The organism is Mesorhizobium sp. Mes31, assembly GCF_024519675.1.
GTDB lineage: Bacteria > Pseudomonadota > Alphaproteobacteria > Rhizobiales > Rhizobiaceae > Mesorhizobium.
Window position 1 is genome coordinate 1 of sequence record NZ_JALJRL010000034.1, and the last position, 25393, is coordinate 25393.

Sequence of the window (25393 nt, forward strand, 5' to 3'; positions counted from 1 at the left end):
TGCCGCCATTCTATGTCAAGCTTGCCTCGATCGAGGAAATGGTGGTCGAGATGGCGGCCCGGCTGGTTGGCTGGGCGGGCGTGGACCCTGGCGACAAGCTGACACGGTGGGGCGAAAAGAAAGTCACCGCCGCGTGATCATCCTCAACGTGCAAGGATAGCAATGAATTTTCAGACGTCGAAAGGCGCGACATATGACGTACGGAAACTTCCACCTGAAAGGAAGCAGTCCGCTGTATTGTCAATGTTCGACGGACTCAAACCCGGTCAGACATTCGTGGTCGTTCTCGATTTTGATCCTGATAGACTCAGGCGTCAGTTCGAAGCGTTCTTTGCTGGCGAACACATCTGGGTTTGTCTTAGACCGGGGCCACCAGAATGGCTCATCGAGATAGGAAGACCTCAACCTGCGCAGTGATGTCGAGCTCTGCGAAAAGAGGTAGCACACGCCGATCGACCGATCTGGTTACCTCAAGACTCAGTTGGCAGTGACCGTGAGGTCCCCCTTCATTCCAAGCTCATAATGACCCGGTATCAGGCAGGCAAACTCGAACTTGCCAACGCTTGCGAAGGCCCAGATGATCTCGCCTTTTCCTTGGGGACCAATGCGAATCGCATTGAGGTCGGCGTGTTCCATCTCGGGAAGCCTCTCCATCCCGGCCTTATGCTCCATCACCTGCTCATGCGTGTCCATGACAAATTCGTGGTCGTATTCGCCTTCATTGGTGAAGGCGAGACGCACTGTCTCGCCTCTTTTTATGGTGACTGAAACCGGATCGAACGCCATCGATCCATCTTCATTCTCGATCATGCTTATTCTGATGGTACGGGCTGCTTTGGCAGCCATGCCCGGCTGACCGATAGTCATTATTTCATGGCCACCCTCAGTGCCGGAATGCATTCCTGTGGCAAGCGCCGGGGCGGCGAAGAGGACTACGGCGACTGTTGGCATCATGCATTTCTTCACGCGATTTCTCCTTTGCGAATGTGTTTGAGTCTCACCATGCTCGATCGACGAACGCTGAAGCGGTCGCTCGGGACACCTGTAGTCCTCACAAGTTCTTGCGGCCGAAAACCTATGGCCCGGTCTGCACCGGGGATAAACTGAGTTGCCGCATCGAAAATGCGCCTTCCTTTGCGGTGTTCGCGATGTCGTCGAACAGGAGCGCGACATCCAGGTAGACGCTACGGTCTCGTTCGGCAGCCCCCATTTCGTCAAGGTCCTGCAGGAAGAAGAGAATGGCTTCGATGCGTTCGCGTTGGCCGCGTGCATGGGCGAGATGTTCGCGGGCGATCCGTCGGATCTCCAGAGCCGCAAATCGCGCCAACGTCTCGTCGAGCCTGGAACGGCACTCACAATCCAGCTGGGCGTCGTTGATCAAGATTGCCAACCGGCCGAAAAAGGCCATGTCGGCAAAGCGCCGGATGCCGTCGTCAATGCTGCTTGATGGAACGTTCTGCTTCATATCGTGTTCGCTCCTATGCCAAGGCCAATCACAATCCTGCTGGCGTCCGATCGAGCTGTTGGCGCGGCACGAGGGGAAACGTTTCGCGGCCGATTGCACAACGGATAGAGCGGCGCCGTTCCACCGATCCGGTCTCGAAAACTGGTCTTGATTATAGTCAGCCGTTTTGAAGCCTGTTTGCGTTTGAGCAAATACGGAGATCGATCACCCACGGTATTGCCTTCGGATCGGCTTTTTTCGATCGCCGTTCTTGCGAACGGCAAAGCAGAGCGAGGATCTCGTATCAGCCGTGGAGGAATTGTTGCATGGCGACTGACGGGAGTGCGCTCGCTTTCGATGCGAAGCGGATGCCGGCGCCGTTTCGGCCATTTTTTCTTATCGCCGGGTTGGACGCGATCGTGGGCGCGGCGGTCTGGCTGCCCTCGGCGTTCGGAATACAGGCCATCGGCCCGACCGGGATTTCTCCCGGCGATTGGCATCGTGACGTGCTTCTGTTCGGGATGGTTCCAGCCATCCTGACTGGTTTTCTGTTGACGGCGCTCCCCCGATGGACAGGACGTCGTGCGGTGTCGCCGCTCACCACGCGTTTGCTGGTCGCTCTATGGCTGTGCAGCCGGGGGACTTTCCTGTTCCTGTCGCATTCGGCCGGGCTTGCCCTCTCGGCGCTGTTGGTCCTGACGCTCCTCTTGATCGCGGCGGGACATGTGATCGCCAGCCGGGACCGCCGCAACCTGAAGATAGTGTTTCTGCTGCTTATCTTTTGTGGCAGCAACGTGCTCACGGCAGCGTCCTATCAGGTAGAATTTGCACTTCGACTAGCCTTGGCTTCGATCATCGGCCTCCTCATGATCATCGGAGGACGGGTCGTGCCGGCTTTGACCATGGCGTACGTCGAAAGCGGCGGCGGCCGGATCTTCATCGGTCGCTCCGCTGTTTTGGAGTACGCGGCAGCGGTCGTGGCAGCATGCGCCCTTGGTTCTTGGGTTGTCGCGCCGCAGGCACAACTCACCGGCCTTGCCTGCGCTCTTGCCGCCTGCAGTCAGGTGATGCGTGTCGCCCGGTGGAAGGGATGGCGGATGGTGGCGTCGTCAGTTCTCGCTCTTCATATTGGGTACGGTTGGATCACCGTCGGTTTCGGGCTTCTGGCGATCCACATTTTCGCGCCCGCAAGGCTGGGACAGGCGGCTGCCGTTCATGCCTGGACGATCGGCGCCATCGGCACGATGGCTCTCGCCATCATGGCGAGCATGATCCGCAGGCATAGCCGTCGCGCCTTCGAGACCTCGGTTCTTGCGACTGGCGCGTTCGTAGCGATGACAATTTGCTGCCTGTCGCGCCTCCTGGTCGAATTGCTGCCCGTCTACGGCGTCGCTTTAACGAGCCTTGCGGGCATGTTGTGGGTTGCCGCCTTCGGCCTGTTTCTGGTGGCCTTCCGTCGAATGCTCATACTACGGGCGTGAGACGCCCGAGCTACCAGATCCAGAAGAGCAATCGGTCAGCAGCATCGCCTGGCGGGTAGGAAGAGGAGAGGGGCGAGCAACTGGCGGCCTCGCTTTCGACCGCAGTCATCCCGCCAGCAGATGCTGTGAATCGGCTTGGAATCGGCGCGCCAATTGAATGACAAACTATTGAATTACCACCGACAGGTGGGCGGCATATCAACCGCAGCAAAGCATATTAGGTGCTTCGACTCGCCGGCTGCCTGCCCAGAAGCCACATCGTGATGTTGTGGACAAATCCCACGAAGGCGAGGCACCAGGCCGCCCCAGCGACGAAGATGAAGTAGCGTGGGATTGATAGTAGGAAGCCGAGATCCAGCGCCTCAGCCATCTTGAAAGTGCAGAGAGTGTACATCCCCAGCGGGAACACCGCGCCCCAATAGGAAGGATCGTAGCGTAACGGAAAGCGGCGGTAGATATGCCGCCAGACTCCGAGCACCAGTAGCATCGGAATCCACCATGTTCCGGTCGCCCAGAAAAATACCGTGAAACCCTTGATGAAGGGCAGCAGCGACTGCAGAAATGGCGCCCCTTTGGTGTTTTCGACGAGCGTGGCGCCTACCAGCACTGAAATCGCCATCGCTCCCATATTTATCCAGTAAGGCGGAGACAAGTCACCCGGCGAAAACGCAAAAAATGTATAGCGATAAAAGATCAGTGATATCATCCAGATATAGAACATTCCGCCCCACAGCCACATCGACAGAGCCAGAAAGTTGAGTTCGATGCGGTAGGGCTGCGCCCAATGAGCCGCAATCAACGCGCTGAGCAGGGCTACCGACTGCGTGGCGACTATCGCGAGCAGCCAAGCGCCGGTTAGACCCTCCTCCAGAGACGGTTTCTTCTGTTTAACGGTGAGCGCGACGAAGATCGCATAGGTCAGGCCCAGCCAGAGCACCAGCCCGATCAACCAGAACGCGACTGCGACAGTCAGACTATGGGCGATAATGAGACACTGGCTACCCAAAATGCAGGATGCGGCAACGAACGTAAAGAAGCCGGGGGCGCGGCGGTGGTCGATCAGATCGCTGACGAAATCGGACGGAAACCACGCCAATCGCAGCAAGGTAAGCACTGTAATAATGAAATAGATAGCGATATTCAGGACAAACATGCCGACGCCAACAGCGGGCATGCCGAGAAGGCTGAGGCCGATCGACAAAACCCCCGTTGCCATCACCATGGCAAAATAAGCCGGAGACAGGTCTCTAACACCCGCCCGAAGCTCGATTGATAGGTTGATCGCCCTTCCCAGTGCCATTCCTCCCCATCGGCGCGAGAAAAATCACCGGCAAGGCCCATTTCAGGTCTTGTGCTATCCCCTCCGGCATCGCGGGCCGATCAATACGCGGCCGATAAACCTCCAAGCGCCAGCAATGGAGTAATCGCTTAACGACGTCCTAAACGTCCAGATAGCTTGATCCAAGCATCGATGCTGCGGACGCCAATTTGTGGAGGTGGGCCCATCCTCAAGGTTCCCCTGAATTCTCATATTGGCGCTTCAGGCTTTCGGCTTGACGGAATTCTGGCGAGGTTTCTCGTCCAAATACGTTTTGATCAGCGCACGGCGCTGTTTGCGTGACTTATGACGCGATTCGAACGAGGCGTACGCCAGCACAGCCAGGAAGGCAAAGACATCCAACACCAAGATAGTGATCGTCGAGCTGTCCGTTGGCACACCTGTTCTCCTTCCTCAACTGGTTGAGGTGACGGCAAGAGTGACGGACTAGCGTTGACTTGGATCAACCAACATCAAGGATCGCCGCGACTTCGGTCAATCAGACCACGAAGTCATCGGTCTCAGGCTCGTCGGTAACGGGGTCAAACCCGCATTCGGCGGCCAGCCGGGGAGCGTCATGAATCACGACAATTTGGCCATCGACTCGAATGCCTGAGTTGCTCAGGCTGGACAACGCACGCGAAAAGGATTCTCGAGTTATTCCAAGTTCGGAGGCGATCAGCATCTTCTCAAACGGTAGGACTGCTTTGTCTGGATTGCGCTGCCTCTGTGAGAGGGCCAAGAGGTAACATCCGACACGCTGGGTCGCGGTTCTCAACTTGAGGTTCTTGATTTGACGGACCATGCGCCGAAATTGCTGCGCGAGGCTTCCGATGACGGCATGCGCCAGCAAGGGGTCCGCGTCGACGGCCGCGCGAAACGCTGCCGCATGGATCAGCAGAAACCGCGAAGGCTCCGGCACCCGCGCCTGCATGAGATAAGGCGCACCGGTCAGGACAGCCGCAGGGATGACCAGATCCGGGGCGCGAACAGCTTCGATCAAGACTTCACGACCTTCGGTGGATCGTCCAAATAATTGCGCGGATCCTGCCAGCACGATCAGTTGGAAGGTTGGCACATCGCCTTGCTCGAACAAAACGGTGCCTGAGGCTACACTGTGCACCACGGCGTTTCGCAGCAGGTCGGCTCGCCTGGATGCGGACAGCGCTCGAAACAGCGGCAGCGCCCCCGGTGCCACCTCATCTGCCAGCCCGTGCAACTGATTGTCTCCTCAACTGAGATAGTCACCGTTGCATCATTTGATAAATATCACAGATCGCCTTGATCTAGATCAATGCCCCGACTCACTGCTTGGCCAATTTGGCAGTGGGCAGACAGGAGCCCGTTCCCTTGCTATCTTCAAAAGGGTCGACGACATTGCAGACAAGCGCGTATCCGAAGTCCGGTCAGATCTTGGGTGCAAGCACGGCCGCATTTACGGTCTGCTTCGCGGTCTGGACCATTTTCTCCATCATTGGCATTCGCATCCGCCAGGAACTCGGCCTTAGCGAGACTCAGTTCGGCCTGCTTGTCGGCACCCCGATTCTCACGGGCTCCCTTATAAGGGTCGTGCTGGGTATCTGGACGGACCGCTATGGCGGCCGGATCGTCTTCACGGCGAACATGCTCGCCGCCGCCGTCGCCACCTTTCTGCTTTCCTATGCTCACACCTATGCGCAAATGCTGGTGGCCGCCCTCGGCGTCGGCATTGCCGGTGGCTCGTTTGCAGTCGGTGTTGCCTATGTGTCGCGCTGGTTCCCGCCGGAAAAGCAGGGCACGGCACTCGGCATCTTCGGCGCGGGCAATGTTGGCGCCGCGGTCACTAAATTCCTCGCTCCCTTTCTGCTCGTCGCCTTCGGATGGCAGACTGTGGCGCAAGTCTGGGCAGCCGGTTTGGTCGTCATGGCCGTCATCTTCTGGCTCACGACGCAGGACGACCCCATTATCGTCGAGCGGCGGCGGTCTGGCATCAAGCCGAAAAGTGCATGGCTTGAACTCGAACCCCTCAAAAACGTGCAGATCTGGCGCTTTGCGCTCTATTATTTCTTTGTCTTCGGTGCCTTCGTCGCGCTCGCGCTATGGCTGCCGCAATATCTCATCAACGTCTACGGCCTCGACATCAAGACGGCCGGGATGATCGCGGCATTCTTCTCGGTTCCGGCGAGCCTGTTTCGCGCCTATGGCGGACACCTGTCGGACAGCTTTGGCGCACGGCGCGTGCTCTACTGGACGTTCCTGGTCTCGGTCGCTGCGACCTTCATCCTGTCCTATCCACCGACCGACTACATGGTCCATGGCCTCAAGGGCGTAACCTCCTTCCATCTCGAGATGAGCCTCGTCGGCTTCGTCATCACGATCTTTGTGCTCGGCTTCTTCATGGCCCTCGGCAAGGCAGCCGTCTACAAGCACATCCCGGTCTACTATCCCGACCATGTCGGTTCGGTCGGCGGTCTCGTCGGCATGATCGGTGGCCTGGGCGGTTTTCTGCTGCCGATCCTGTTCGGCCTGCTGCTTGACCTCACCGGCCTATGGACGAGCTGCTTCATGGCGCTTTTTGTCCTGGTCACTGGTGCGCTCCTGTGGATGCACGTCGCCATCCGCCAGATGGAGCGCGGGGTCGCGGGCGAGGCGCTCGCCAAGCTCCCGCCTTTCCCCGAAATGCAGGGCATGCCCAAGCCGGCGATCGGGCCACAGAAAGGCGGCGCTCTCACCGACTGGCGCCCGGAGGACCCCATTTTTTGGGAGAAGAAAGGGCGCCAGATCGCGCGGCGCAACCTGTGGCTTTCGATCCCGGCGCTTCTCCTTTCTTTTGCCATCTGGCAGGTATGGTCCGTCGTCGTCGCCAAGCTGCCGCTCGTGGGTTTCACCTTCACCACCGACCAGCTCTTCTGGCTCGCGGCTCTGCCCGGAATCTCGGGCGCGACGCTGCGCATCTTCTATTCCTTCATGGTGCCGATTTTCGGCGGCAGGCTCTGGACGACGCTCACGACCTGGTCGCTCCTCATCCCGGCGGTCGGGATCGGCTATGCAGTGCAGAATCCTGACACCCCCTATGTCGTGCTGTTGATGCTGGCGTTGCTTTGCGGCCTTGGCGGCGGCAACTTCGCCTCGTCTATGGCCAATATTTCCTTCTTCTTCCCGAAGGCGGAAAAGGGCAATGCGCTTGCGCTTAACGCCGGCCTTGGCAATCTCGGCGTCAGCGTCGTCCAGTTCGTCGTGCCGCTCGCAATCACCGCCGGGATATTCGGCTGGTTCGGTGGCGATCCGGCCATGGTCAAGGGACCGACGGGCGAGGCGCCCTTGTGGCTGCAGAATGCCGGGTTCGTATTCGTGCCGTTTATTGCGATCTCGGCTTTTGCGACCTGGTTCGGCATGAACGACATCGCTTCGGCCAAGGCATCCTTCACCGAGCAGGCCGTGATCTTCCAGCGCCGGCACAACTGGATCATGTGCTGGCTCTACACTGGAACTTTTGGGTCTTTCATTGGCTATTCGGCCGGATTCCCGCTGCTCACGAAAATGTTGTTCCCGGACGTCAACGCACTTCAGTTCGCCTTTCTCGGCCCGCTTGTCGGCGCCCTGTCGCGCTCAGGCACCGGGTGGCTGGCGGACAAATATGGCGGCGCGCGCGTCACCTTCTGGGTCTTCGTCCTAATGATCGCCGGTGCAGCAGGGGTTTTGTGGTTCATCGGCATCAAGGATCAACCTGGTGCGTTCCTTGGCTTCTTCGCCGCGTTCCTGCTGCTGTTCTTCGCCACCGGTGTCGGCAATGCCTCCACCTTCCAGATGATCCCGGTGATCATGGCCAAGGAGATGGGCCGCTTGATGCCCACGGCAGATGCAGAGACGCGCCGTCGGCAGGCGGAGAAGGAGTCCGCCGCCATCACCGGCTTCACCTCGGCTATTGCTGCCTTCGGCGCCTTCTTCATCCCGAAGAGCTACGGCAGTTCGATCGCCTTGACGGGCGGGCCGAGCGCCGCGCTCTGGGGGTTCTTGATATTCTACGTCAGCTGCCTCGTCATCACCTGGGCCGTCTACACCCGCAAGGGCGGCCTGCTTCACGATATCGAGCGCGCCAAGCGTGGTGCGTCCGTCCATCCGGCCGTAGCCGAATAATCAGAGGCAAGAGCAATGTCGCATTTTCTCGACCGGCTAACCTTCTTCCGCAAGACCGTCGACAGTTTCTCCGACGGCCACGGAATCGTCACCAATGAGGATCGCTCCTGGGAGGACGGCTACCGCAAGCGCTGGCAGCATGACAAGATCGTGCGCTCCACCCATGGCGTGAATTGTACCGGCTCGTGCTCGTGGAAGATTTATGTGAAAGGCGGCATCGTCACCTGGGAGACGCAGCAGACCGACTATCCACGCACGCGGCCCGATCTTCCCAACCATGAACCGCGCGGCTGCGCGCGCGGCGCGTCCTATAGCTGGTATCTCTACTCCGGCGCGCGGGTAAAATACCCGATGATCCGCGGGCGGCTGCTGAAGCTGTGGCGGGCCGCTCGCACCACGATGCCGCCCGTTGCCGCATGGGCCTCCATAGTCAAGGATGGTGACAAGCGGAAATCCTACATCTCGATCCGCGGCCACGGTGGCTTCGTGCGCGCGACCTGGGACGAGGTGAACGAACTCATCGCGGCGGCCAATGCCTATACGGTAAAGGCTCATGGTCCCGACCGTGTCATCGGCTTCTCGCCGATCCCGGCCATGTCGATGGTGTCGTACGCCGCGGGCTCGCGCTACCTGTCGCTGATGGGTGGCGTTTGCATGTCGTTTTACGACTGGTATTGCGATCTGCCGCCAGCGAGCCCCCAGACCTGGGGCGAGCAGACCGACGTTCCCGAAAGCGCAGACTGGTACAATGCAGGCTTCATCATCGTCTGGGGTTCCAACGTGCCGCAGACACGGACGCCCGATGCGCACTTCTATACCGAAGTTCGTTACAAGGGCACGAAGAGTGCGGTCGTCAGCCCGGACTATGCCGAGGCGACCAAGTTTGCCGACATCTGGCTTAACCCGAAGCAGGGGACCGACGCTGCACTGGCGCTGGCCATGGGCCATGTCATTCTTCGTGAATATTACCTCGATCGTACTGTCCCGTATTTCGATGATTACGCCCGCAAATACACCGACCTGCCGTTCCTGGTTCGCCTCACGGAGCGCGATGGTCGGTTCGTTCCGGAACGGCTCCTGCGAGCCTCGGAAATCGCTGGTGGCTTGGGCGAGAGCAACAATCCGGAATGGAAGACGGTCGCGATCGACGAGACTACGGATAAACTCGTCTCGCCGCGCGGATCGATCGGCTATCGCTGGGGCGAGGGTGCCAAATGGAACCTTGAGGAGAAGGATGGCGAAGGTCGGAGCATTCGGCTCAGGCTGACGCTTGCTGGCAAGAAATCCAAGATCGTACCTGTCGATTTTCCGTATTTTGGCGGGCGCGCCACCGAGCATTTCGTATCGACCGATCACGGTGAAATTCTCACCCGCAACCTTCCGGTCCGGCGGATCAAGCTGAGCGACGGCTCCCAGGTGGCAGTTGCCACCGTGCATGACCTGATGATGGCCAATTATGGTCTCGATCGTGGCTTTGGCGGCGATCACGCGGCCAAGAGTTATGACGAGGACGTGCCGTTCACGCCCGCCTGGGCGGAGCGCATTACCGGGGTAAAGCGCGATGCGATCATCACGGTTGCCCGTGAATTTGCCACCAACGCGGAGAAAACCAACGGCCGTTCGATGGTGATCCTCGGCGCTGGTGTGAACCACTGGTACCACATGGACATGACCTACCGGGGGATCATCAATCTCCTGGTTTTCTGCGGCGCCATCGGCCAATCGGGCGGGGGCTGGTCACATTATGTGGGACAGGAAAAACTCCGCCCCCAGACAGGCTGGACACCGCTTGCGTTCGGGCTCGATTGGAGCCGGCCACCCCGGCACATGAACTCGACGTCCTTCTTCTACGCGCAGACCGACCAGTGGCGCTACGAGACCCTGACGGCTGCAGAAATACTATCGCCGACCGCGCCCGAAGGTGACTGGAACAAGAGTTTCATCGACTACAATGTTCGCGCCGAGCGTATGGGCTGGCTGCCTTCAGCGCCTCAGTTGAAGCAGAATCCGCTGACGATCGCCGCCAAGGCCAAGGCCGCCGGCCTCGAGCCGAAGGACTATGTCGTCAAGGCGCTGAAATCCGGTGAACTGGAGCTCTCCTGTCATGATCCCGACGATCCCGACAACTGGCCGCGCAACATGTTCGTCTGGCGCTCAAATCTTCTCGGCTCATCAGGCAAGGGCCATGAATATTTCCTCAAGCATTTGCTCGGCACCACCCACGGTGTGATGGGCAAGGACCTCGGCGCGGAAGGGGCGGTCCGCAACACCGAAGTTGTCTGGCACGAGACGGCGCCGCAAGGGAAGCTCGACCTCCTGGTCACGCTCGACTTCCGCATGTCGACCACCTGCGTCTACTCCGACATCGTGCTGCCGACGGCCACCTGGTACGAGAAGAACGACCTCAACACGTCCGACATGCATCCCTTCATCCATCCGCTGTCAGCTGCGGTGGATCCTGCCTGGGAGTCGCGCTCCGACTGGGAGATCTACAGGGGCCTCGCCAAGGCCTTCTCGAAAGTATCCCCAGAGGTGCTGGGCGTCGAGCAGGATGTGGTTCTCACTCCGATCCAGCATGACAGCCCGGCCGAGATGGCCCAGGGCCTCGACGTGAAGGACTGGAAGCTCGGCGAAGTCGAGCCAATCCCGGGCAAGACCATGCCGTCGGTGACGCTGGTCAGCCGTGACTACCCCAACCTCTACGCCCAGTTCACGGCGCTGGGGCCGTTGATGACGAAAGTCGGCAACGGGGGCAAAGGCATTGCCTGGGACACCAAGCACGAAGTCGAGGCGCTCGGAGCATTGAACGGGGTACACCTTGACGGTGCGGCCAAGGGCTTGCCGAAGATCGAGACCGACATAGACGCTTGCGAGGTCATCCTCATGCTGGCGCCGGAGACCAATGGCGAGGTGGCGATCAAGGCTTGGGAAGCCTTGTCGGAGATCACCGGCCGTGAGCACGCCCACCTTGCCTTGCCGAAGGAAGACGAGAAGATCCGCTTCCGCGATATCCAGGCACAGCCGCGCAAGATCATCTCTTCGCCGACTTGGTCCGGCATCGAAAGTGAGAAAGTCTGCTACAATGCCGGCTATACCAACGTCCACGAATTGATCCCGTGGCGGACATTGACCGGCCGCCAGCAGCTCTACCAGGATCACCTGTGGATGCGGGCCTTCGGGGAGGGGCTGGTCACCTGGAAGCCGCCAGTCGATTTGAAGACGATCCCCGGTATCAAGGATGTCCGTCCCAACGGGCACAAGGAAATCGTCCTCAACTTCATCACGCCGCACCAGAAATGGGGCATCCATTCCACCTATACGGACAATCTGCTGATGCTGACGCTCAACCGCGGTGGCCCGGTGGTGTGGATCTCCGAGACCGACGCCAAGACGGCCGGCCTGGTCGACAATGACTGGGTCGAGGTCTTCAACATCAACGGCGCGCTCACCGCGCGTGCCGTCGTCTCCCAGCGCATCAAGCCGGGCATGATGATGATGTATCACGCCCAGGAAAAGATCGTGAATACGCCGGGATCGGAGATGACCGGCAATCGGGGCGGCATCCACAACTCGGTCACCAGGACGGTGCTGAAACCCACCCACATGATCGGCGGCTACGCCCAGCAATCCTACGGCTTCAACTATTACGGCACCGTAGGCTCCAACCGCGATGAATTCATCGTCGTCCGCAAGATGGCCACTGTCGACTGGCTCGAAGGGCCGCTCGCATCTGAGGCACCGAAGGAGGCTGCAGAATGAAAATCCGTGCTCAGATCGCGATGGTGCTGAACCTCGATAAATGCATCGGGTGCCACACTTGCTCCGTCACCTGCAAGAACGTCTGGACCAACCGGGAAGGCGTCGAATACGCCTGGTTCAACAATGTCGAGACCAAGCCCGGCGTCGGCTATCCCAAGGAGTGGGAGAACCAGAAGAAATGGAATGGCGGTTGGCGGCGCAAGAAGAACGGCCGCATTGAGCCGAAGATGGGTGCCAAATGGCGAATCCTCGCCAACATCTTCGCCAATCCCGACCTGCCGGAGATCGACGACTATTACGAGCCGTTCACTTTTGACTACGAACACCTGCATACGGCGAAAGAATCGAAGGCTTTCCCGACCGCCCGACCGCGTTCGGCGATCACCGGCGAGCGCATGGAAAAGATCGAATGGGGCCCGAACTGGGAGGAGATCCTCGGCGGCGAGTTCGAGAAGCGTTCCAAGGACGTGAATTTCGAGGGCGTCCAGAAGGACATCTACGGCCAGTTCGAAAACACCTTCATGATGTACCTGCCGCGATTGTGCGAGCACTGCCTTAATCCGACCTGCGCGGCTGTATGCCCCTCGGGTGCCATCTACAAACGCGAGGAGGACGGCATCGTCCTGATCGACCAGGATAAATGCCGGGGATGGCGCATGTGCGTCTCCGGCTGTCCCTACAAGAAGATCTACTATAACTGGTCGTCGGGAAAATCGGAGAAGTGCATTTTCTGCTATCCCCGCATCGAGGCGGGGCAGCCGACGGTCTGTTCGGAAACCTGCGTCGGGCGCATCCGCTATCTCGGCGTGATCCTTTACGATGCGGACCGCATTGAGGCGGCCGCCAGCACTCCCGACGAGAAGGATCTCTATCAGGCGCAACTCGACGTTTTCCTCAATCCGAACGACCCGGCTGTGATCGCCCAGGCTCGCGCTGACGGGATTCCCGACAATTGGCTGGAAGCGGCCAAACTATCGCCCGTCTGGAAAATGGCGATGGAATGGAAAATCGCCTTCCCGCTCCATCCGGAATATCGCACCCTGCCGATGGTCTGGTATGTGCCACCGCTCTCACCAATCCAGTCAGCGGCCGCCGCAGGCAAGATGGGCGTCGACGGCGACATGCCCGATGTGCGCAGCCTGCGCATCCCGCTCCAGTATCTCGCCAATCTACTGACGGCGGGCAAGGAGGAGCCTGTTGCTCTCGCGCTCGAGCGCATGCTCGCGATGCGCAGCTACATGCGGGCAAAGACGATCGACGGTCGGCTCGACGAGTCGATCGCAGCGCGGGTCGGCCTGACAGGAACGGCCATCGACGAAATGTACAAGGTGATGGCGATCGCGAATTACGAGGATCGTTTCGTCATCCCGACGGCGCACCGCGAATGGAGTGAGGACGCGCAGGACATGCGAGGCTCTTGCGGCTTCTCCTTCGGAAACGGCTGCTCGAGCGGTTCCACAGAGACGAACCTCTTTGGCACCAAGCAGACCAAGCGACCAACGAACCCGATGGAGATCGCGTGATGACCGCGCCGGTTTCGAACAGGACCTTCAGGGCGCTCTCGGCGCTCCTTGCCTATCCGTCGGAGGACCTTTCCCCGGCGATCCCCGAAATTATCTCGGCGATCGAGGCAGAGGGGCTGATATCGGACGAAGCAAGGGAGCAACTGCGCCCTCTGCTTACCGATCTGGCTACTCTGGATTTGTACGATCTCCAGGAGCGCTATGTGGAGTTGTTCGACAAGACGCGCCGTCACTCACTGCATCTCTTCGAACATATCCACGGCGAGAGCCGCGATCGCGGCCAGGCAATGGTCGATCTGGTCGAACATTATCGGCGCGGGGGGCTTCTCATCGCGGCGAATGAATTGCCCGATTTCATCCCGCTTTTCCTGGAGTTTCTGTCCGCTCGCCCGCTTGATGAGGCGCGCGGTCTGCTCAAGGAGACCGCTCATATCTTCTCGCTGCTCGAGGAAAGGCTGGCCAAGCGAAACGGAGGCTATGCCGCTGTGTTCGCGGCCGCGCTCTCGATCGTCAACGAAACGGCTGTTGTTGCCGACACGGTCGAGATCAACGACGAGCCCGACGACCTGGCGTCCATCGATGCCGCCTGGGAAGAAACAGCCGTCACTTTCGGTCCAGGAAATGCGACCGACGGCTGTTCCGTCGATCGGCTGAGAATCCAGATGCGCGCCGCGAACCGCGACGCGCGGCATAACGTGACCTGACCGGGAGGCAAGCGATGTCCACCGCAATCAACGACGCGCTTTTTGGCTGGTATCCCTATTTCTGCCTGACTGTTTTCCTGCTTGGGAGCCTGATCCGATTCGACCGCGAGCAATATACTTGGAAGACGGGTTCCTCCCAGCTTCTGCGGCGGCGACAGCTCCGCTGGGGTTCCAATCTTTTTCATGTGGGCATCCTGGCGATTTTTGGGGGACATTTCGTCGGTCTGCTGACGCCGATCTGGATATTCGATGCGCTCGGCATCTCTCATAGCTTCAAGCAGGGGCTCGCTATCACAGTCGGCGGCATAGCCGGCATTGCCTGCTTCATCGGCATCACGCTCCTCGCCCATCGTCGGCTGTTCGATCCCCGCATCCGCAACACGTCCAGTTTTGGCGACATCGCGGTTCTTTTGCTGCTGTGGCTGCAACTCACTCTTGGCCTGTCCACCATCTTCGTCTCGCTCGGTCACATGGATGGCCATGAGATGGTAAAATTCATGAACTGGGCGCAGGGCATTCTCACCCTACAACCAGCGGCCGCAGCCTATGTCGCCGACGTCAACCCGATCTTCAAGGCGCACCTCCTGCTCGGTATGACCATTTTCCTGGTCTTCCCGTTTACACGGCTGGTTCACATATGGAGTGCTCCGATCTGGTATCTCGGGCGCCCCGGCTACCAGGTGGTGCGCACGCGCTTTGCGGGGCGGCGGGTGCCCACACCCTTACCATCAGCTCGGTCTCCTGCGTCCGTTCGGCCTGTTGCTGTTCGTCCCAACCGCCAACCCGCGGAGTAAGTCATGACCGCTCTCATCATCGATCACGCCGCCAGCCGCGCACCGTCCTGCGAACATCCGCACGAGCACGGGCCCGCGACACCTGACACGACTCCGTCGCGCGAGCGCGTGGCGATGCCGCCAGTAACAGTCAATGGTGTGACGATTTCGCGTAAGGCGATTGCCGCCGAGGTGCAGAACTTTCCCGCGCGCAACCCCGGCGAGGGCTGGAGGGCGGCAACCCGAGCGCTGGTCATTCGCGAATTGCTGCTGCAGGAAGCGCGGCGGCTCGATGTCGGCGTTGAGCAGAAGACCGATGAGGACGGGCGCCAGGAAACGGTGGAGGACGCCCAGGTGCGCGGCCTCATCGAACGCGAAGTTCGTGTTCCGGAGGCGGACGAAGAAACGCTGCGCCGCTTCTATGACAACAACCTTCACCGCTTCGTGACGCCATCGCTCTATGAGGCCGATCACATTCTCATCGGTGCCCGCCGCGATGAAAGCGAAGCCTTCGTCGCGGCGCGAGAAAAGGCGCTGTCGCTCAGAGCGGCGCTGGCAGTTGCACCGGAGCGTTTCGCAGCCCTGGCGCAGGATTGCTCGGATTGCCCATCGGGGGCCATCGGTGGCAGCCTCGGTCAGATTGGGCCGGGCGACACGACGCCGGAATTCGAAGCCGCTCTGATTAATCTCGCCCCCGGCGACATGTCGCCTCCGGTGGAGACACGTTACGGCTTCCACCTCATCCGCCTGACGCGGCGGATCGACGGCCGCCAGCTCCCGTTCGAGGCTGTGCGGAAGCGGATCGCCGCCTACTTGACCGAGCACGTCAATCGGCAAGCCACGGCGCAATACGTGTGCCTGCTTGTCGGCCAGGCGGATATTTGTGGGATTGATCTCGACGGCTCATCCTCGCCGTTGGTGCAGTGAGGACGATGCGATGCTGGGAAACCTGATTGCCTCGCTGGACGACCCGAATGTCGCCATGGGTCTCGTTGCAGCATTCGACGAGCCCGCCTTGCTTGCCCGTTTGGCTGCGGCGGCGGATGCGTCCGGTCGCTTGCCAGCCGAGATCGTCGGCTCGGCCGTTCGCAATTTCGTGGACACCGCCTCCGACGATCATTGGACCCAGCTCATTGGTCTCATGAATCGATCGGAAGATCCTGGCCTGGCGGCCATGCGTGCAATTCTCGAAAAGTCCCTGCCGGGAATGAAGGCGGCCTGACGATGCGTGCAGTACGCCATAGCTGCTTCCACTCAGATGCGCAGATGGTGTCGTTTGAAACTGCACGAACAGCTGCCATCGCACTTGCTCAACCGCTCAACAGGCAGGAAGACGTGCCATCGGCACGTGCAGCAGGGCGTATCCTGGCCGCGACGATCGAAGCTCCGTGTGCCCTTCCGCCATTCGCCCAGGCGGCAATGGATGGATATGCCATCCGCCTTTCGGGCAAGAACGGTGTGCCTTTGGTCTTGCCGATTTCCGGATGCACCTGCGCTGGCGACAAACAGGACGTGTTGGCACCGGGGACAGCCCATCGCGTCATGACTGGCGCTGCATTGCCATGCGGCGCGGATACCGTCGTTATGCAGGAGCACGCGACCCGCAGGGGTGATCTCCTGCAGTTCGGGCTCGACGTCGAAGCCGGCACCCACATTCGACGAGTCGGCGAGGATGTAAAACAGGGCACGACTATCCTTCGGCCGGGCCGCGTGATCGGCTGGACCGAAGTTGCGCTTCTAAGCGCGCTTGGCATTGCGACGGTTTCGGTTGCATGCCCCCTACGGATTGTGGTCCTCGTGACGGGTTCAGAGCTCCGCCATGCCGGCGAGGCACTTCCCTTCGGCGCCATTTACGACTCCAATGGCCCCATGCTCGCCGCGATGCTGGAAGCACCCAACGCACATATCTCGACGCTGACCGTTCGTGACGACCTGATCGCCATTACGCATGCGCTCGAAAGCATCGCGGAGTCCGCCGACCTTGTGATCGTCACCGCCGGTATGTCGGTGGGAGAAAAAGATCATGTGCGCGAAGCCGTCATACGTGCGGGGGGCCAACTCGACATCGTCAAGGTGGCGATGAAGCCCGGCAAGCCGCTGGCGTTCGGCACGCTCGGAGGCGCGTGTTTCGTCGGCCTGCCCGGCAATCCGCAAGCCGCGGCTTTTGGCGCGCTCGCCTTCGTGCGCCCGATGATGAAAGCCCTTCTCGGTCATGCTCCTGCGAAGCGCATCACGGCCGAGATAAACTTTACACGCAGCCGCAAGCCGGATCGCACGGAACTGCTGCCGGTCCGCTTGAACGTCGAGCAGGGTCGATTGACCGCACATCGCAGCGGGCCGGATGGCTCGCACCGAATGATGCCCATGGTGTTTGCCGACGCAGTTGCCGTTGTGCCTGGCGCATCAACGCCCGTCGAAGTTGGCTCGCTCCTGGAAGTGCTTCCGTTCGACCGACTGCGTTTCGGGGGTGGAACGGGATAGCGAGATCGGTTGTCGACCGTCCGGCCGCTGCTCGGACATCTGACGCAAATTTCTGTCTGGAGAACCCGCGCATGCAAATCGCCCATCCAAGCTGTCCCATCACCGCAATCGTCTATCCAAGCGGGTTCAAGTTCGAGCCTATTCTGTTAGAACTCGCCACAACCATGGCTGAACAAGGCATGCGACTGGCCGGTCTTGTCCAGCGCAGCCAGCCAAAGCCTGGCCGCGTGAAATGCGACATGTTCCTTCAGGATCTCGCGACGGGCGAGCTTCGCGCAATATCCGATGATCGTGGTCCTCACGCTCGAGGCTGCGTTTTGAACCCCGATCTATTGCTCAGAGCTTGTGAAGCGGCGCAGGCCGGGCTGTCCGCCCAGACCGATTTGCTGGTCCTCTGCAAATTTGGAAAGACCGAGGCCGAAGGCGGCGGCTTTAGATCGCTGATCGCCAACGCACTTGAGTTGTCCGTTCCCGTCCTGATTGGAGTTCCCCTCATCAATCTATCGCCGTTCCGCGAATTCTCAGCTGGGCTCGCACAAGAGATCGAATTGTCCCAACTCGTATCCGATCCGCTTGCCGTGGCGGAGCGCTTGCGATCTTCCAACTGGCCACTTTGGAAGATGGTGGCGGTGGTCGAAAGAATTCGCGGCTGGCATAATTTCGCACCCGGTGGAGTGTCGACGGACTCCTTGGAGGAAGGTGTTTTGATCCATTCGACGGGTGCCTAGGGTGCAGACCCAAGTCGCCTGAGTGATGTCGCGGCGCTGGGAGTGCTGTGCTTGTCTCAATTAACTCCTGTTCTCGAAGTCGCCGTCTGCAAGGGCTTTGGGCCTCTCAACACGATAGTGCCTGTGAGGGTGGCAGCGAGTTTACTTATGGTCGAATCTGCCGCCGCTCTCCAAAGTTGACTGCGCCCGGATATTCCGATCGTCAGGCAACAGCCATTGGGCGATGTTGGTTTTCAAGAACTCTGTTTGGTTCGAACTTTGGGGTCGCGCCACTCTGCCCCGCCGAGCCTTACGTGACGCCCAGATACCGGTCGGGTTTGTGATTGATGGCAATGATCAAGTTGACGATCGTCGCGCCAAGGATCGACAGCACCAGATGATCGGGTTCCAGGACGAACAAGGCGGCGCCGAGGATTCCGAGATCAACGGCAAGCTGGAAGTAGCCAGCCCTAATTCCCAAGGTCTCCTGGAGAAAGATGGCCAGGATATTGATGCCGCCGAGACCAGTGCGGTGGCGAAAGAGAATCAAAAGCCCCGTCCCGCACAGGCCACCGCCCACCACGGCTGCGTAGGTGGGATCTAGCAGGGAAAATTCGACCCAGCGTGCCGATAATCGCGACAACAGGGAAACGAGGCTGACGGCGAGAAACGTCCTGACTGTGAAACGCCAGCCCATCCGTTTCACCGCGAGATAGTAGAAGGGCAGGTTGATAAGAGAAAAAGCTGCCCAGAACTGCATGCCGGTGGCGTATTGCAGGAGAAGGGCCATTCCGGCCATTCCGCCGACCAGAAGCGTCGCCTTGGCGTAGATAACCGTGCCTAGTGCGACGAAGAGCGTTCCGAAGAACATCGCCAAGGCATCCTCATGGAGGCCGTGCCTATCGTTTTTTCGGTGTTCCATTTGCCTCCCCCACTTATCGGCCGGAGCTTCCAAAACTGTGCCGAAGAATTGGAACTGCTGTTCCTGAGCCCATGTCTAAATGATCGTGGCTGTCTGTAGCCGACAAATGGCGCGCGATCTTTGCGCCGACGCAAACCAGATGACGCCGAGCGCAGGACTGCGCGAGAATGTGAATCGCCGGAACATGACGCGACACGACACAACGCACGACAGCTATCCGGCAGAAAACATGTCGCTGCCCGCAAAGCCTGCCTTGGCGTGCTCGAAGGCCTGAAAGAAACCCGCGAAGCCCGCAAGGCCTTCATTGAGGCCGCAAAGGAGGCAGACATCCTCGTTGAGTGGGATCCGTTCAGTTGAGCGCCGATCCGCTTTTCAGCGTGCCCTCGATAGCCTTACTGTAAACTGGTCGCCCAGGTCTGGAGGCTCCCGTGTGCAACGATTATGAACAGCATGTACTCTGGGCTGAATATTGCCGGATGATGGCGTCCTTGGCCCTCAAAATCCCCACCGATCAAACCGAATTGGATTTGCCCCAGGCGGACGACATTCGGATCAATGACCCCGCGCCAATAGCGCGCGCCGCCGGGGATGCGGTGGAACTGGCATCGATGACGTTCGGGTTTCCGCCTGCCGGACCAAAAGGTGGGCCCGTATTCAACTTTCGCTCCGAAGGCCGGCAATTCGGAAACAGCAAACGCTGCCTCGTCCCTGCGTCCGCGTTCTTCGAATTCACCGGCACGAAATATCCGAAGGCGAAGCATCGCTTCACGCTCAACGGCTCGCCGTTTATGGCCATCGCAGGACTTTGGCGTGAGGCTGCCGGCAACAAGCCCCCCACCTTCACCATGCTGACGACCGATCCAGGCCCAGATGTTGCGCCATATCACAATCGGCAGGTTGTGGTCCTTCAGCCGGAGCACTGGGGGGCCTGGATCAATTTGACAAAGCCTGAGGCTGAGCTGTTGCGGCCACTTCCGGCCGGGTCGCTCTCGGTCGAGACAGTTCGCGCCGAAAACTCGTGACTAGCTTCGCAATGTCTCCGGCGCGCTGAGCGGCCCGAGGTCGAGAACTGGCGTGTATTCGCCCGGGCGGCGCCAGGCGCCCCGCACCTTTCCATTCTCCCGATCCCGCCTTGGATCGAACATCAGCCCCTCGAAGTGATCACGGAACGCCTCTGCAGACGCGGTATCGCTGAAGCAATAGAGCCGATAGGGTTCATATTTGCCGTTCGGCCATATCGCCTGCACATGCCGCGTCTGGTGCTTGAGCCCTCTTTCCTGGCAGAACTTCGCGATAATGGTGAAGTTCCGGGCGGTGCAGAGGTCATCCGGCAGACCAACTTGGTGTGGCCAGTCGCGGTCGATGACCGATGGTGTTGGTGAGGCTCGACTGCGTTTGACCACTATTCGAAATGCATCGACTGGCCGCGCATCATTGCCAGCGTCAGCGCGATTGGAGGATTTGCCGGCGGCTTCTCCATATGCAAGGAGTCGTCGAAATCACGCCACGCCGCCATGCGCAATGCATCATTGTCATCGCCGGCCGCCGGGTCGAAAACGTGGGCATCACAAGGATTTCGGTCAATCTCGATCGTCCAGTCCTTGAGTGCCTTGCGGGCCATCTCTTCGACCCGGGCGAGGTCGCTGGTGAAGAACGGGACACGGTCTCCATCTTCCGAAAGCGGTTCAACCCGATCCAGCGTCAGTTCCATGACTTGATGGCGCGGAACCTTGTCCTCCGGTCAGCCGCACAACAAGCCGCCGCCGCCGCCTTGTCGGCTTCCGTCCAGACGGCCGCAGCTCGGTCCTCGTCCTCGGTAGGCTTGTCGTCCTCGGGAAAGCCCTTGATGTCCCAGCCTTGCAATGCAAACAGACCTTCGGCCAGGCATGTTGCTAATCCACTATAAGAGTCGGCATGTGATGGAGAAAATCCTGACACCAGGCGAGGTGAAGATCCCGCCGCAGACCATCGTTGACGGCAGTGTTCACGCCGGCCTTGATGTGGCGCTCGGAGATCTTCGCGAGTGGCATGTTCTGCGGGCCTGGTGCAGATCCTGTTCGCACCATGCACCGGTAAAGCCTGCCGTGCTCATCAAGCGCTATGGAAAAGACGCTCTGTTCAGTTCGGTCGAGCGCGTGCTGTTCTGCACGAGTTGTGACAGGGGCGGCCCCGTCAGGCTGGAAATTCACAAGCTGCCACGCAATTGAAAGGAATTTGGCGGGATGCAAGACCTCATCGATTTCTTCCAGGCCAACTCGGCTCTGGGTTGGACACCTATCGCATCTCGCCGATCAGCGGCCGGACTGTTGAGCCGGAAATGCGCGCGATCTCGGCCGTTCGGCTTCGACGCAAAAGCGGACCACCGCGGACGGGGACAGTCGGTCCCGCGTCCCGTCCTGCGGCCGGCGCTATGCTGACGTTCCTACGGCTGTCCCGTTCACCGCCCGCGGCGGGGGCGAATTTCCTCCGTCCTGCGCGCGACAATGATCCGCTGTTGCGGACGCGCGCAGGACTGCGGCTTATACGCCGTTCTTCCTTTGAGCGCCGACGGTCGTCGGCGCGGAGATGCTTGGGCATGGAACCGAATCCCAGGCAGGGTATTGAATCGGACTATGTATCCGAGTTCCTCATGTCGGCTGTAGATGGCACCCTCAGCAAAAGGCGCACACGGCGCAGAGACTCAGAATCTATCCCTACATATCGGCTCCCGGAGTTTCGGTCCTTCCAGCTCTGCACGCTGACAGACCACATATCGGTGGGCGGGGATTGGCTCTTCGAGATGAAGTTCGACGGCTATCGTGCCCAAGCCGCGATCTCCGGCTCGAACGTTGTCGTCTATACCCGCAATGGCCACGACTGGACCCGACAGTTCAAGGTCGTCCTGCCGCCGCTTCAGAGACTGACCAAAGCCGCGGTGCTGATCGATGGTGAGATCGTCGCCATCGACAGCCAGGGCCGCACGAACTTCTCCATGCTGAAAACCGGCATTGCCGCAGGTATGCCCCTCAAGTTCTATGCCTTCGATCTGCTTGAATGCGACGGCGAGGATCTGTCGAACCAGCCGCTGCTCGAACGCAAGGCGCGACTTGAATCCCTGCTGGGCGCGCGCCGCCCTGACGACAGCCTGCAATTCTCCAGCCACATCGTCGACCAGGGCAAAAGGGTGTTCGACGCCATGTGCGAGGGCGGCCACGAAGGCGTCATCGCCAAGCGTGCCGGCAGCTCCTACGTCGGCGACCGCACCGGGAGTTGGCTCAAGATCAAGTGCACGAAGCGACAGGAATTCGTCGTCGGCGGCTATCGACCAAGTGACACAGGACACGGCATGGCCTCGCTAATCCTCGGCACTTACGACAATGGCAAGCTCATCTATCGCGGCCGCGTCGGCACGGGGTTCACCGCGGCGATGCGCAAAGACATCCTCGCGAAGCTCGAGACACGCCGTGTTGACAAACCGGCTTTCGCCTCCGTTCCGCGAGACATTGCCCGCCGTGCCCGATGGGTGAAGCCCGAGCTTGTTGCCGAGGTCACCTATGCCGAAGTGACATCGGACGGCAGCTTGCGGCATCCAAGCTTTAAGGGCATGCGGGAAGACAAGCCAGCCGACCAGGTGGTGATGGAAATGCCGAAGACGCCGGCAACTCTTGGCTCCGCCAATCTCGATCCGGGAATCGGGAAGGAGATCGCCGCTGCTGTCGGCGTCAAGCTGACGCATCCGGACAAGGTCATGTATCCGGGGACCAAGGTGACCAAGGCCACGCTCGCCGCCTACTATGCCGTGGTCGCCGAGAAGATGCTGCCGCACATCCAGGATCGGCCGCTATCGCTGGTGCGCGATACCGACGGCGACCTGCAACAGACCTTTTTTCAGAAACACAGACTGCCAGGCATGCCTAAGGCCATCCATGACGGCCAGTTGGAGAAGATGTCCGGGAAGGAAAGCCGGATCTTGTGGATCGATGACCTGGCTGGGCTGATCGCAGGCGTCCAGATGAACGTGCTTGAATTCCACATCTGGGGAAGCCTGCGCCAGCAGCCGGATCTGCCACACCGCATGATCTTCGACATCGACCCCGACGCGGGCTTGGAATTCACTGCCGTCAAGCAGGCATCCCTCGACATTCGGGGCATCCTGGAAGCGCTTGGGCTGCAGTCGTGGCCGTTGCTGTCCGGCGGCAAGGGCGTTCATGTGGTCGTGCCGCTCGTCCCGGAGGCAGACTGGGACGAGGTCAAGAGCTTCTGCCAAGACTTCGCCGAACTGCTGGCCCGTACAGATCCGTCGCGCTTCGTCGCCAACATGAGCAAGGCCAAGCGCAAGGGCCGAATGTTTCTCGATTACCTACGCAACGGCCAGGGCTCCACTGCAATCTGTCCCTGGTCCACTCGGGCACGCGCGGGGGCGGGGTGCGCGGTGCCCGTCAGCTGGGAGGAGTTGCCCTCCTGCGAAAGCGCCAACGGTTTCGATGTTTTCGCCGCCGCCGCGCGGGCTCAGCTGCCGGAAGCCTGGGAAGGCTATTTCGACGTCGAACAAACGCTTACCGAGCGCATCCGCCACGCAGTCCGGTAGGAATAAGCAGTTGGCGCGGACCGCCTTTGCCCAAAATTCGAGAGCGTCCCCCTTCTGCGGGAGACCCCCGCAACGCCGTCTAGAGTGAGAGTACGGACCGGTTTGCCGTGACGGGTTGAGAGCTGGAGGAGAGGCCTCCGGCGCCCGTCGCGGAGAACCGCGATGTCCAGACATTACGCTCGCGCCGGCGCCGACCGGTCAAGCCCCTATGACGATATCACCAGCAAGATCATCGCCGAACTGGAAGCAGGGCGCTTTCCCTGGGTGCAGCCCTGGGGCACGGCGGCGGCGCAAGCGCCCCTTGCTATGCCGGCCAATGCCGCGACAGGCCGCGCCTATTCCGGGATCAACGTGCTGATCCTGTGGGGAGCGGTCGTCGAGCATGGCTTTCCCATCCAGGGCTGGCTGACTTTCCGCCAGGCGCTATTGCTGGGCGGCCATGTCCGAAAGGGCGAACACGGCACCACCGTCGTTTATGCTGACCGCTTCATCCCTGACGACGCGAAGAATCGCGCTCGGGAAACCGGCGAGGCGGCACAGGCCATACCGTTCCTGAAACGCTTCATTGCGTTCAACGTAGCGCAATGCGAAAATCTGCCCGACGATCTGGCCGCGGCTCCGCCTGCACCGGAACCCGGACTGATCGAGACTACAGTCGAGACGCTGATCAAGGCGACAGGTATCGATTTCCGCATCGGTGGCAGCAGTGCCTATTATGTGCCGGCGCAGGACTACGTGCGGGTGCCGCCCCCGCAGGCCTATTTCGAGACCATCGACTGGCACCGCACCGCCCTGCATGAGCTTGGGCATGCGACCGGCCATGCCTCCCGCGTCGGCCGCGACCTCGGAGGCGCCTTCGGCACCAAGAGATATGCTTTCGAGGAACTGGTCGCCGAGATGAACGCAGCCTTCTGCTGCGCCTCGCTTGGCATCGTACCAACCGTGCGCCACGCCGATTACCTGGCCTCCTGGCTCGAGGTCCTGCGCGAAGACAACCGCGCCATCGTTCGTGCCGCCTCCCAGGCCAGCAAGGCGGCCGACTGGCTGCTTGCCTTCCTGCCGCAACCTGACGGTGCGGCCGAGGCTGGCCCGGTCGACGTTGATGAGGCCGAGATCGACAGGAGGGCGGCATGATCCTCCTCACCGACGAACTGCGCGAGCGGCTGCTCGCCAATGGCCGCGAGCGCAACGCCGATCACGCACCGGTCGTGAAGTTCTTCAATCCGCTCGGCGAAGGAACCTGGCTCGCGACGGAGCTGGGTGCCGATGGCGACGCCATGTTCGGTCTCGCCGATCTCGGCTATCCCGAGTTGGGCAGTTTCTCACTCCTCGAGATGACGTCGGTCCGGCTGCCCTTCGGCATGGGCATCGAGCGCGACATTCTATTTGCCACCGACCTGCCGATTTCGGCCTGGGCAGAGGCGGCCCGCCGGGCCGGAAGCATTCGCGACGCCGAACGCGTCCTCTATCTGGCCGCCCAGTCTGGTCGGGAGGGCGCGTGAGATCTCGGCTCGAAATCCGCAAGGCCGCAGATGCGCAAAGCGTGTCTGCGGCCTTGTGTCCCTTCAGCTCCGCGTGCGGCGCAGTCCTCAGAGTGA

At 60.4% G+C, this 25393-nt stretch carries 25 protein-coding genes; 17 read left to right on the forward strand and 8 right to left on the reverse strand.

What is annotated here, in order from left to right:
• The first annotated feature begins 162 nt into the window (after positions 1-162).
• Positions 163-417, forward strand: coding sequence for a DUF2249 domain-containing protein (locus NR193_RS32115; protein ID WP_256754676.1), 255 nt, complete (start codon positions 163-165; stop codon positions 415-417).
• Between the two features lie 60 nt (positions 418-477).
• Here the strand turns inward: NR193_RS32115 and NR193_RS32120 are convergent, their stop codons facing one another.
• Together NR193_RS32120 and NR193_RS32125 are read right to left on the reverse strand one after the other, a co-directional pair.
• Complete coding sequence (locus NR193_RS32120; RefSeq protein ID WP_256754699.1) at positions 478-954, reverse strand: plastocyanin/azurin family copper-binding protein; 477 nt, start codon at positions 952-954, stop codon at positions 478-480.
• 121 nt (positions 955-1075) lie between these two features.
• Positions 1076-1465 carry a hypothetical protein gene (locus tag NR193_RS32125; RefSeq protein ID WP_256754677.1) on the reverse strand — a complete coding sequence of 130 codons (390 nt, stop codon included), beginning with the start codon at positions 1463-1465 and terminating at the stop codon, positions 1076-1078.
• 305 nt (positions 1466-1770) lie between these two features.
• Here NR193_RS32125 and NR193_RS32130 point away from each other — a divergent pair, with 305 nt between their 5' ends.
• A complete protein-coding gene (locus NR193_RS32130; RefSeq protein WP_256754678.1) occupies positions 1771-2925 on the forward strand; it encodes an NnrS family protein in 1155 nt (384 codons plus the stop codon).
• Between the two features lie 217 nt (positions 2926-3142).
• On the opposite strand, the gene NR193_RS32135 is transcribed toward NR193_RS32130, so the two are convergent.
• From NR193_RS32135 to NR193_RS32145, 3 genes are all read right to left on the reverse strand, one after another.
• Entirely contained in the window at positions 3143-4225 is a 1083-nt protein-coding gene (locus NR193_RS32135; RefSeq protein WP_256754679.1) for a tellurite resistance/C4-dicarboxylate transporter family protein, read from the reverse strand.
• 240 nt (positions 4226-4465) lie between these two features.
• Positions 4466-4642, reverse strand: a complete 177-nt coding sequence (locus NR193_RS32140) for a hypothetical protein (RefSeq protein ID WP_256754680.1) — start codon at positions 4640-4642, stop codon at positions 4466-4468.
• Positions 4643-4742: 100 nt separating this feature from the next.
• Positions 4743-5462, reverse strand: a complete 720-nt coding sequence (locus NR193_RS32145; protein ID WP_256754681.1) for a helix-turn-helix domain-containing protein — start codon at positions 5460-5462, stop codon at positions 4743-4745.
• 158 nt (positions 5463-5620) lie between these two features.
• On the opposite strand from NR193_RS32145, the gene NR193_RS32155 reads away from it, so the two are divergent.
• The 9 genes from NR193_RS32155 to NR193_RS32195 all read left to right on the forward strand — a co-directional run bounded on the left by NR193_RS32155 (position 5621) and on the right by NR193_RS32195 (position 18327).
• On the forward strand, positions 5621-8359 hold the full coding sequence (locus tag NR193_RS32155; RefSeq protein WP_306280783.1) for an MFS transporter: 2739 nt from the start codon (positions 5621-5623) through the stop codon (positions 8357-8359).
• A 15-nt stretch (positions 8360-8374) separates the two neighbouring features.
• On the forward strand, positions 8375-12118 hold the full coding sequence (locus NR193_RS32160; protein ID WP_256754682.1) for a nitrate reductase subunit alpha: 3744 nt from the start codon (positions 8375-8377) through the stop codon (positions 12116-12118).
• The gene (narH, locus tag NR193_RS32165) at positions 12115-13641 is read left to right on the forward strand and encodes a nitrate reductase subunit beta (RefSeq protein WP_256754683.1); all 1527 of its coding nucleotides are present in this window, start codon (positions 12115-12117) and stop codon (positions 13639-13641) included. Before NR193_RS32160 ends, narH begins: the two co-directional genes overlap by 4 nt.
• Entirely contained in the window at positions 13641-14345 is a 705-nt protein-coding gene (narJ, locus tag NR193_RS32170) for a nitrate reductase molybdenum cofactor assembly chaperone (protein ID WP_137934702.1), read from the forward strand. Before narH ends, narJ begins: the two co-directional genes overlap by 1 nt.
• A gap of 14 nt (positions 14346-14359) precedes the next feature.
• Positions 14360-15139, forward strand: coding sequence for a respiratory nitrate reductase subunit gamma (gene narI / locus NR193_RS32175; RefSeq protein WP_256754684.1), 780 nt, complete (start codon positions 14360-14362; stop codon positions 15137-15139).
• A gap of 3 nt (positions 15140-15142) precedes the next feature.
• Positions 15143-16045, forward strand: coding sequence for a peptidylprolyl isomerase (locus NR193_RS32180; RefSeq protein ID WP_256754685.1), 903 nt, complete (start codon positions 15143-15145; stop codon positions 16043-16045).
• Positions 16046-16055: 10 nt separating this feature from the next.
• Positions 16056-16340: a hypothetical protein gene (locus tag NR193_RS32185; RefSeq protein ID WP_137934705.1), complete on the forward strand. Its 285-nt coding sequence runs from the start codon at positions 16056-16058 to the stop codon at positions 16338-16340.
• Between the two features lie 2 nt (positions 16341-16342).
• Entirely contained in the window at positions 16343-17599 is a 1257-nt protein-coding gene (gene glp / locus NR193_RS32190) for a gephyrin-like molybdotransferase Glp (protein WP_256754686.1), read from the forward strand.
• Between the two features lie 71 nt (positions 17600-17670).
• The gene (locus NR193_RS32195) at positions 17671-18327 is read left to right on the forward strand and encodes a DUF2478 domain-containing protein (protein WP_256754687.1); all 657 of its coding nucleotides are present in this window, start codon (positions 17671-17673) and stop codon (positions 18325-18327) included.
• Between the two features lie 289 nt (positions 18328-18616).
• Here NR193_RS32195 and NR193_RS32200 read toward each other — a convergent pair whose 3' ends face one another.
• Complete coding sequence (locus tag NR193_RS32200) at positions 18617-19228, reverse strand: YitT family protein (RefSeq protein ID WP_256754688.1); 612 nt, start codon at positions 19226-19228, stop codon at positions 18617-18619.
• 120 nt (positions 19229-19348) lie between these two features.
• Here NR193_RS32200 and NR193_RS32205 point away from each other — a divergent pair, with 120 nt between their 5' ends.
• Complete coding sequence (locus tag NR193_RS32205) at positions 19349-19585, forward strand: DUF982 domain-containing protein (RefSeq protein WP_256754689.1); 237 nt, start codon at positions 19349-19351, stop codon at positions 19583-19585.
• Between the two features lie 71 nt (positions 19586-19656).
• Entirely contained in the window at positions 19657-20250 is a 594-nt protein-coding gene (locus NR193_RS32210; protein ID WP_256754690.1) for an SOS response-associated peptidase, read from the forward strand.
• Here the strand turns inward: NR193_RS32210 and NR193_RS32215 are convergent, their stop codons facing one another.
• A complete protein-coding gene (locus NR193_RS32215) occupies positions 20251-20631 on the reverse strand; it encodes a hypothetical protein (protein ID WP_256754691.1) in 381 nt (126 codons plus the stop codon).
• Positions 20631-20939: a hypothetical protein gene (locus NR193_RS32220; RefSeq protein WP_256754692.1), complete on the reverse strand. Its 309-nt coding sequence runs from the start codon at positions 20937-20939 to the stop codon at positions 20631-20633. Before NR193_RS32220 ends, NR193_RS32215 begins: the two co-directional genes overlap by 1 nt.
• Before the next feature lie 208 nt (positions 20940-21147).
• On the opposite strand from NR193_RS32220, the gene NR193_RS32225 reads away from it, so the two are divergent.
• The 4 genes from NR193_RS32225 (at position 21148) to NR193_RS32240 (ending at position 25297) form a co-directional block, all read left to right on the forward strand.
• Complete coding sequence (locus tag NR193_RS32225; RefSeq protein ID WP_256754693.1) at positions 21148-21435, forward strand: hypothetical protein; 288 nt, start codon at positions 21148-21150, stop codon at positions 21433-21435.
• A gap of 368 nt (positions 21436-21803) precedes the next feature.
• On the forward strand, positions 21804-23795 hold the full coding sequence (gene ligD / locus NR193_RS32230; RefSeq protein ID WP_256754694.1) for a DNA ligase D: 1992 nt from the start codon (positions 21804-21806) through the stop codon (positions 23793-23795).
• A 162-nt stretch (positions 23796-23957) separates the two neighbouring features.
• Entirely contained in the window at positions 23958-24929 is a 972-nt protein-coding gene (locus NR193_RS32235) for an ArdC family protein (RefSeq protein ID WP_256754695.1), read from the forward strand.
• Complete coding sequence (locus NR193_RS32240) at positions 24926-25297, forward strand: DUF2958 domain-containing protein (protein ID WP_256754696.1); 372 nt, start codon at positions 24926-24928, stop codon at positions 25295-25297. Before NR193_RS32235 ends, NR193_RS32240 begins: the two co-directional genes overlap by 4 nt.
• Positions 25298-25393 lie beyond the last annotated feature (96 nt).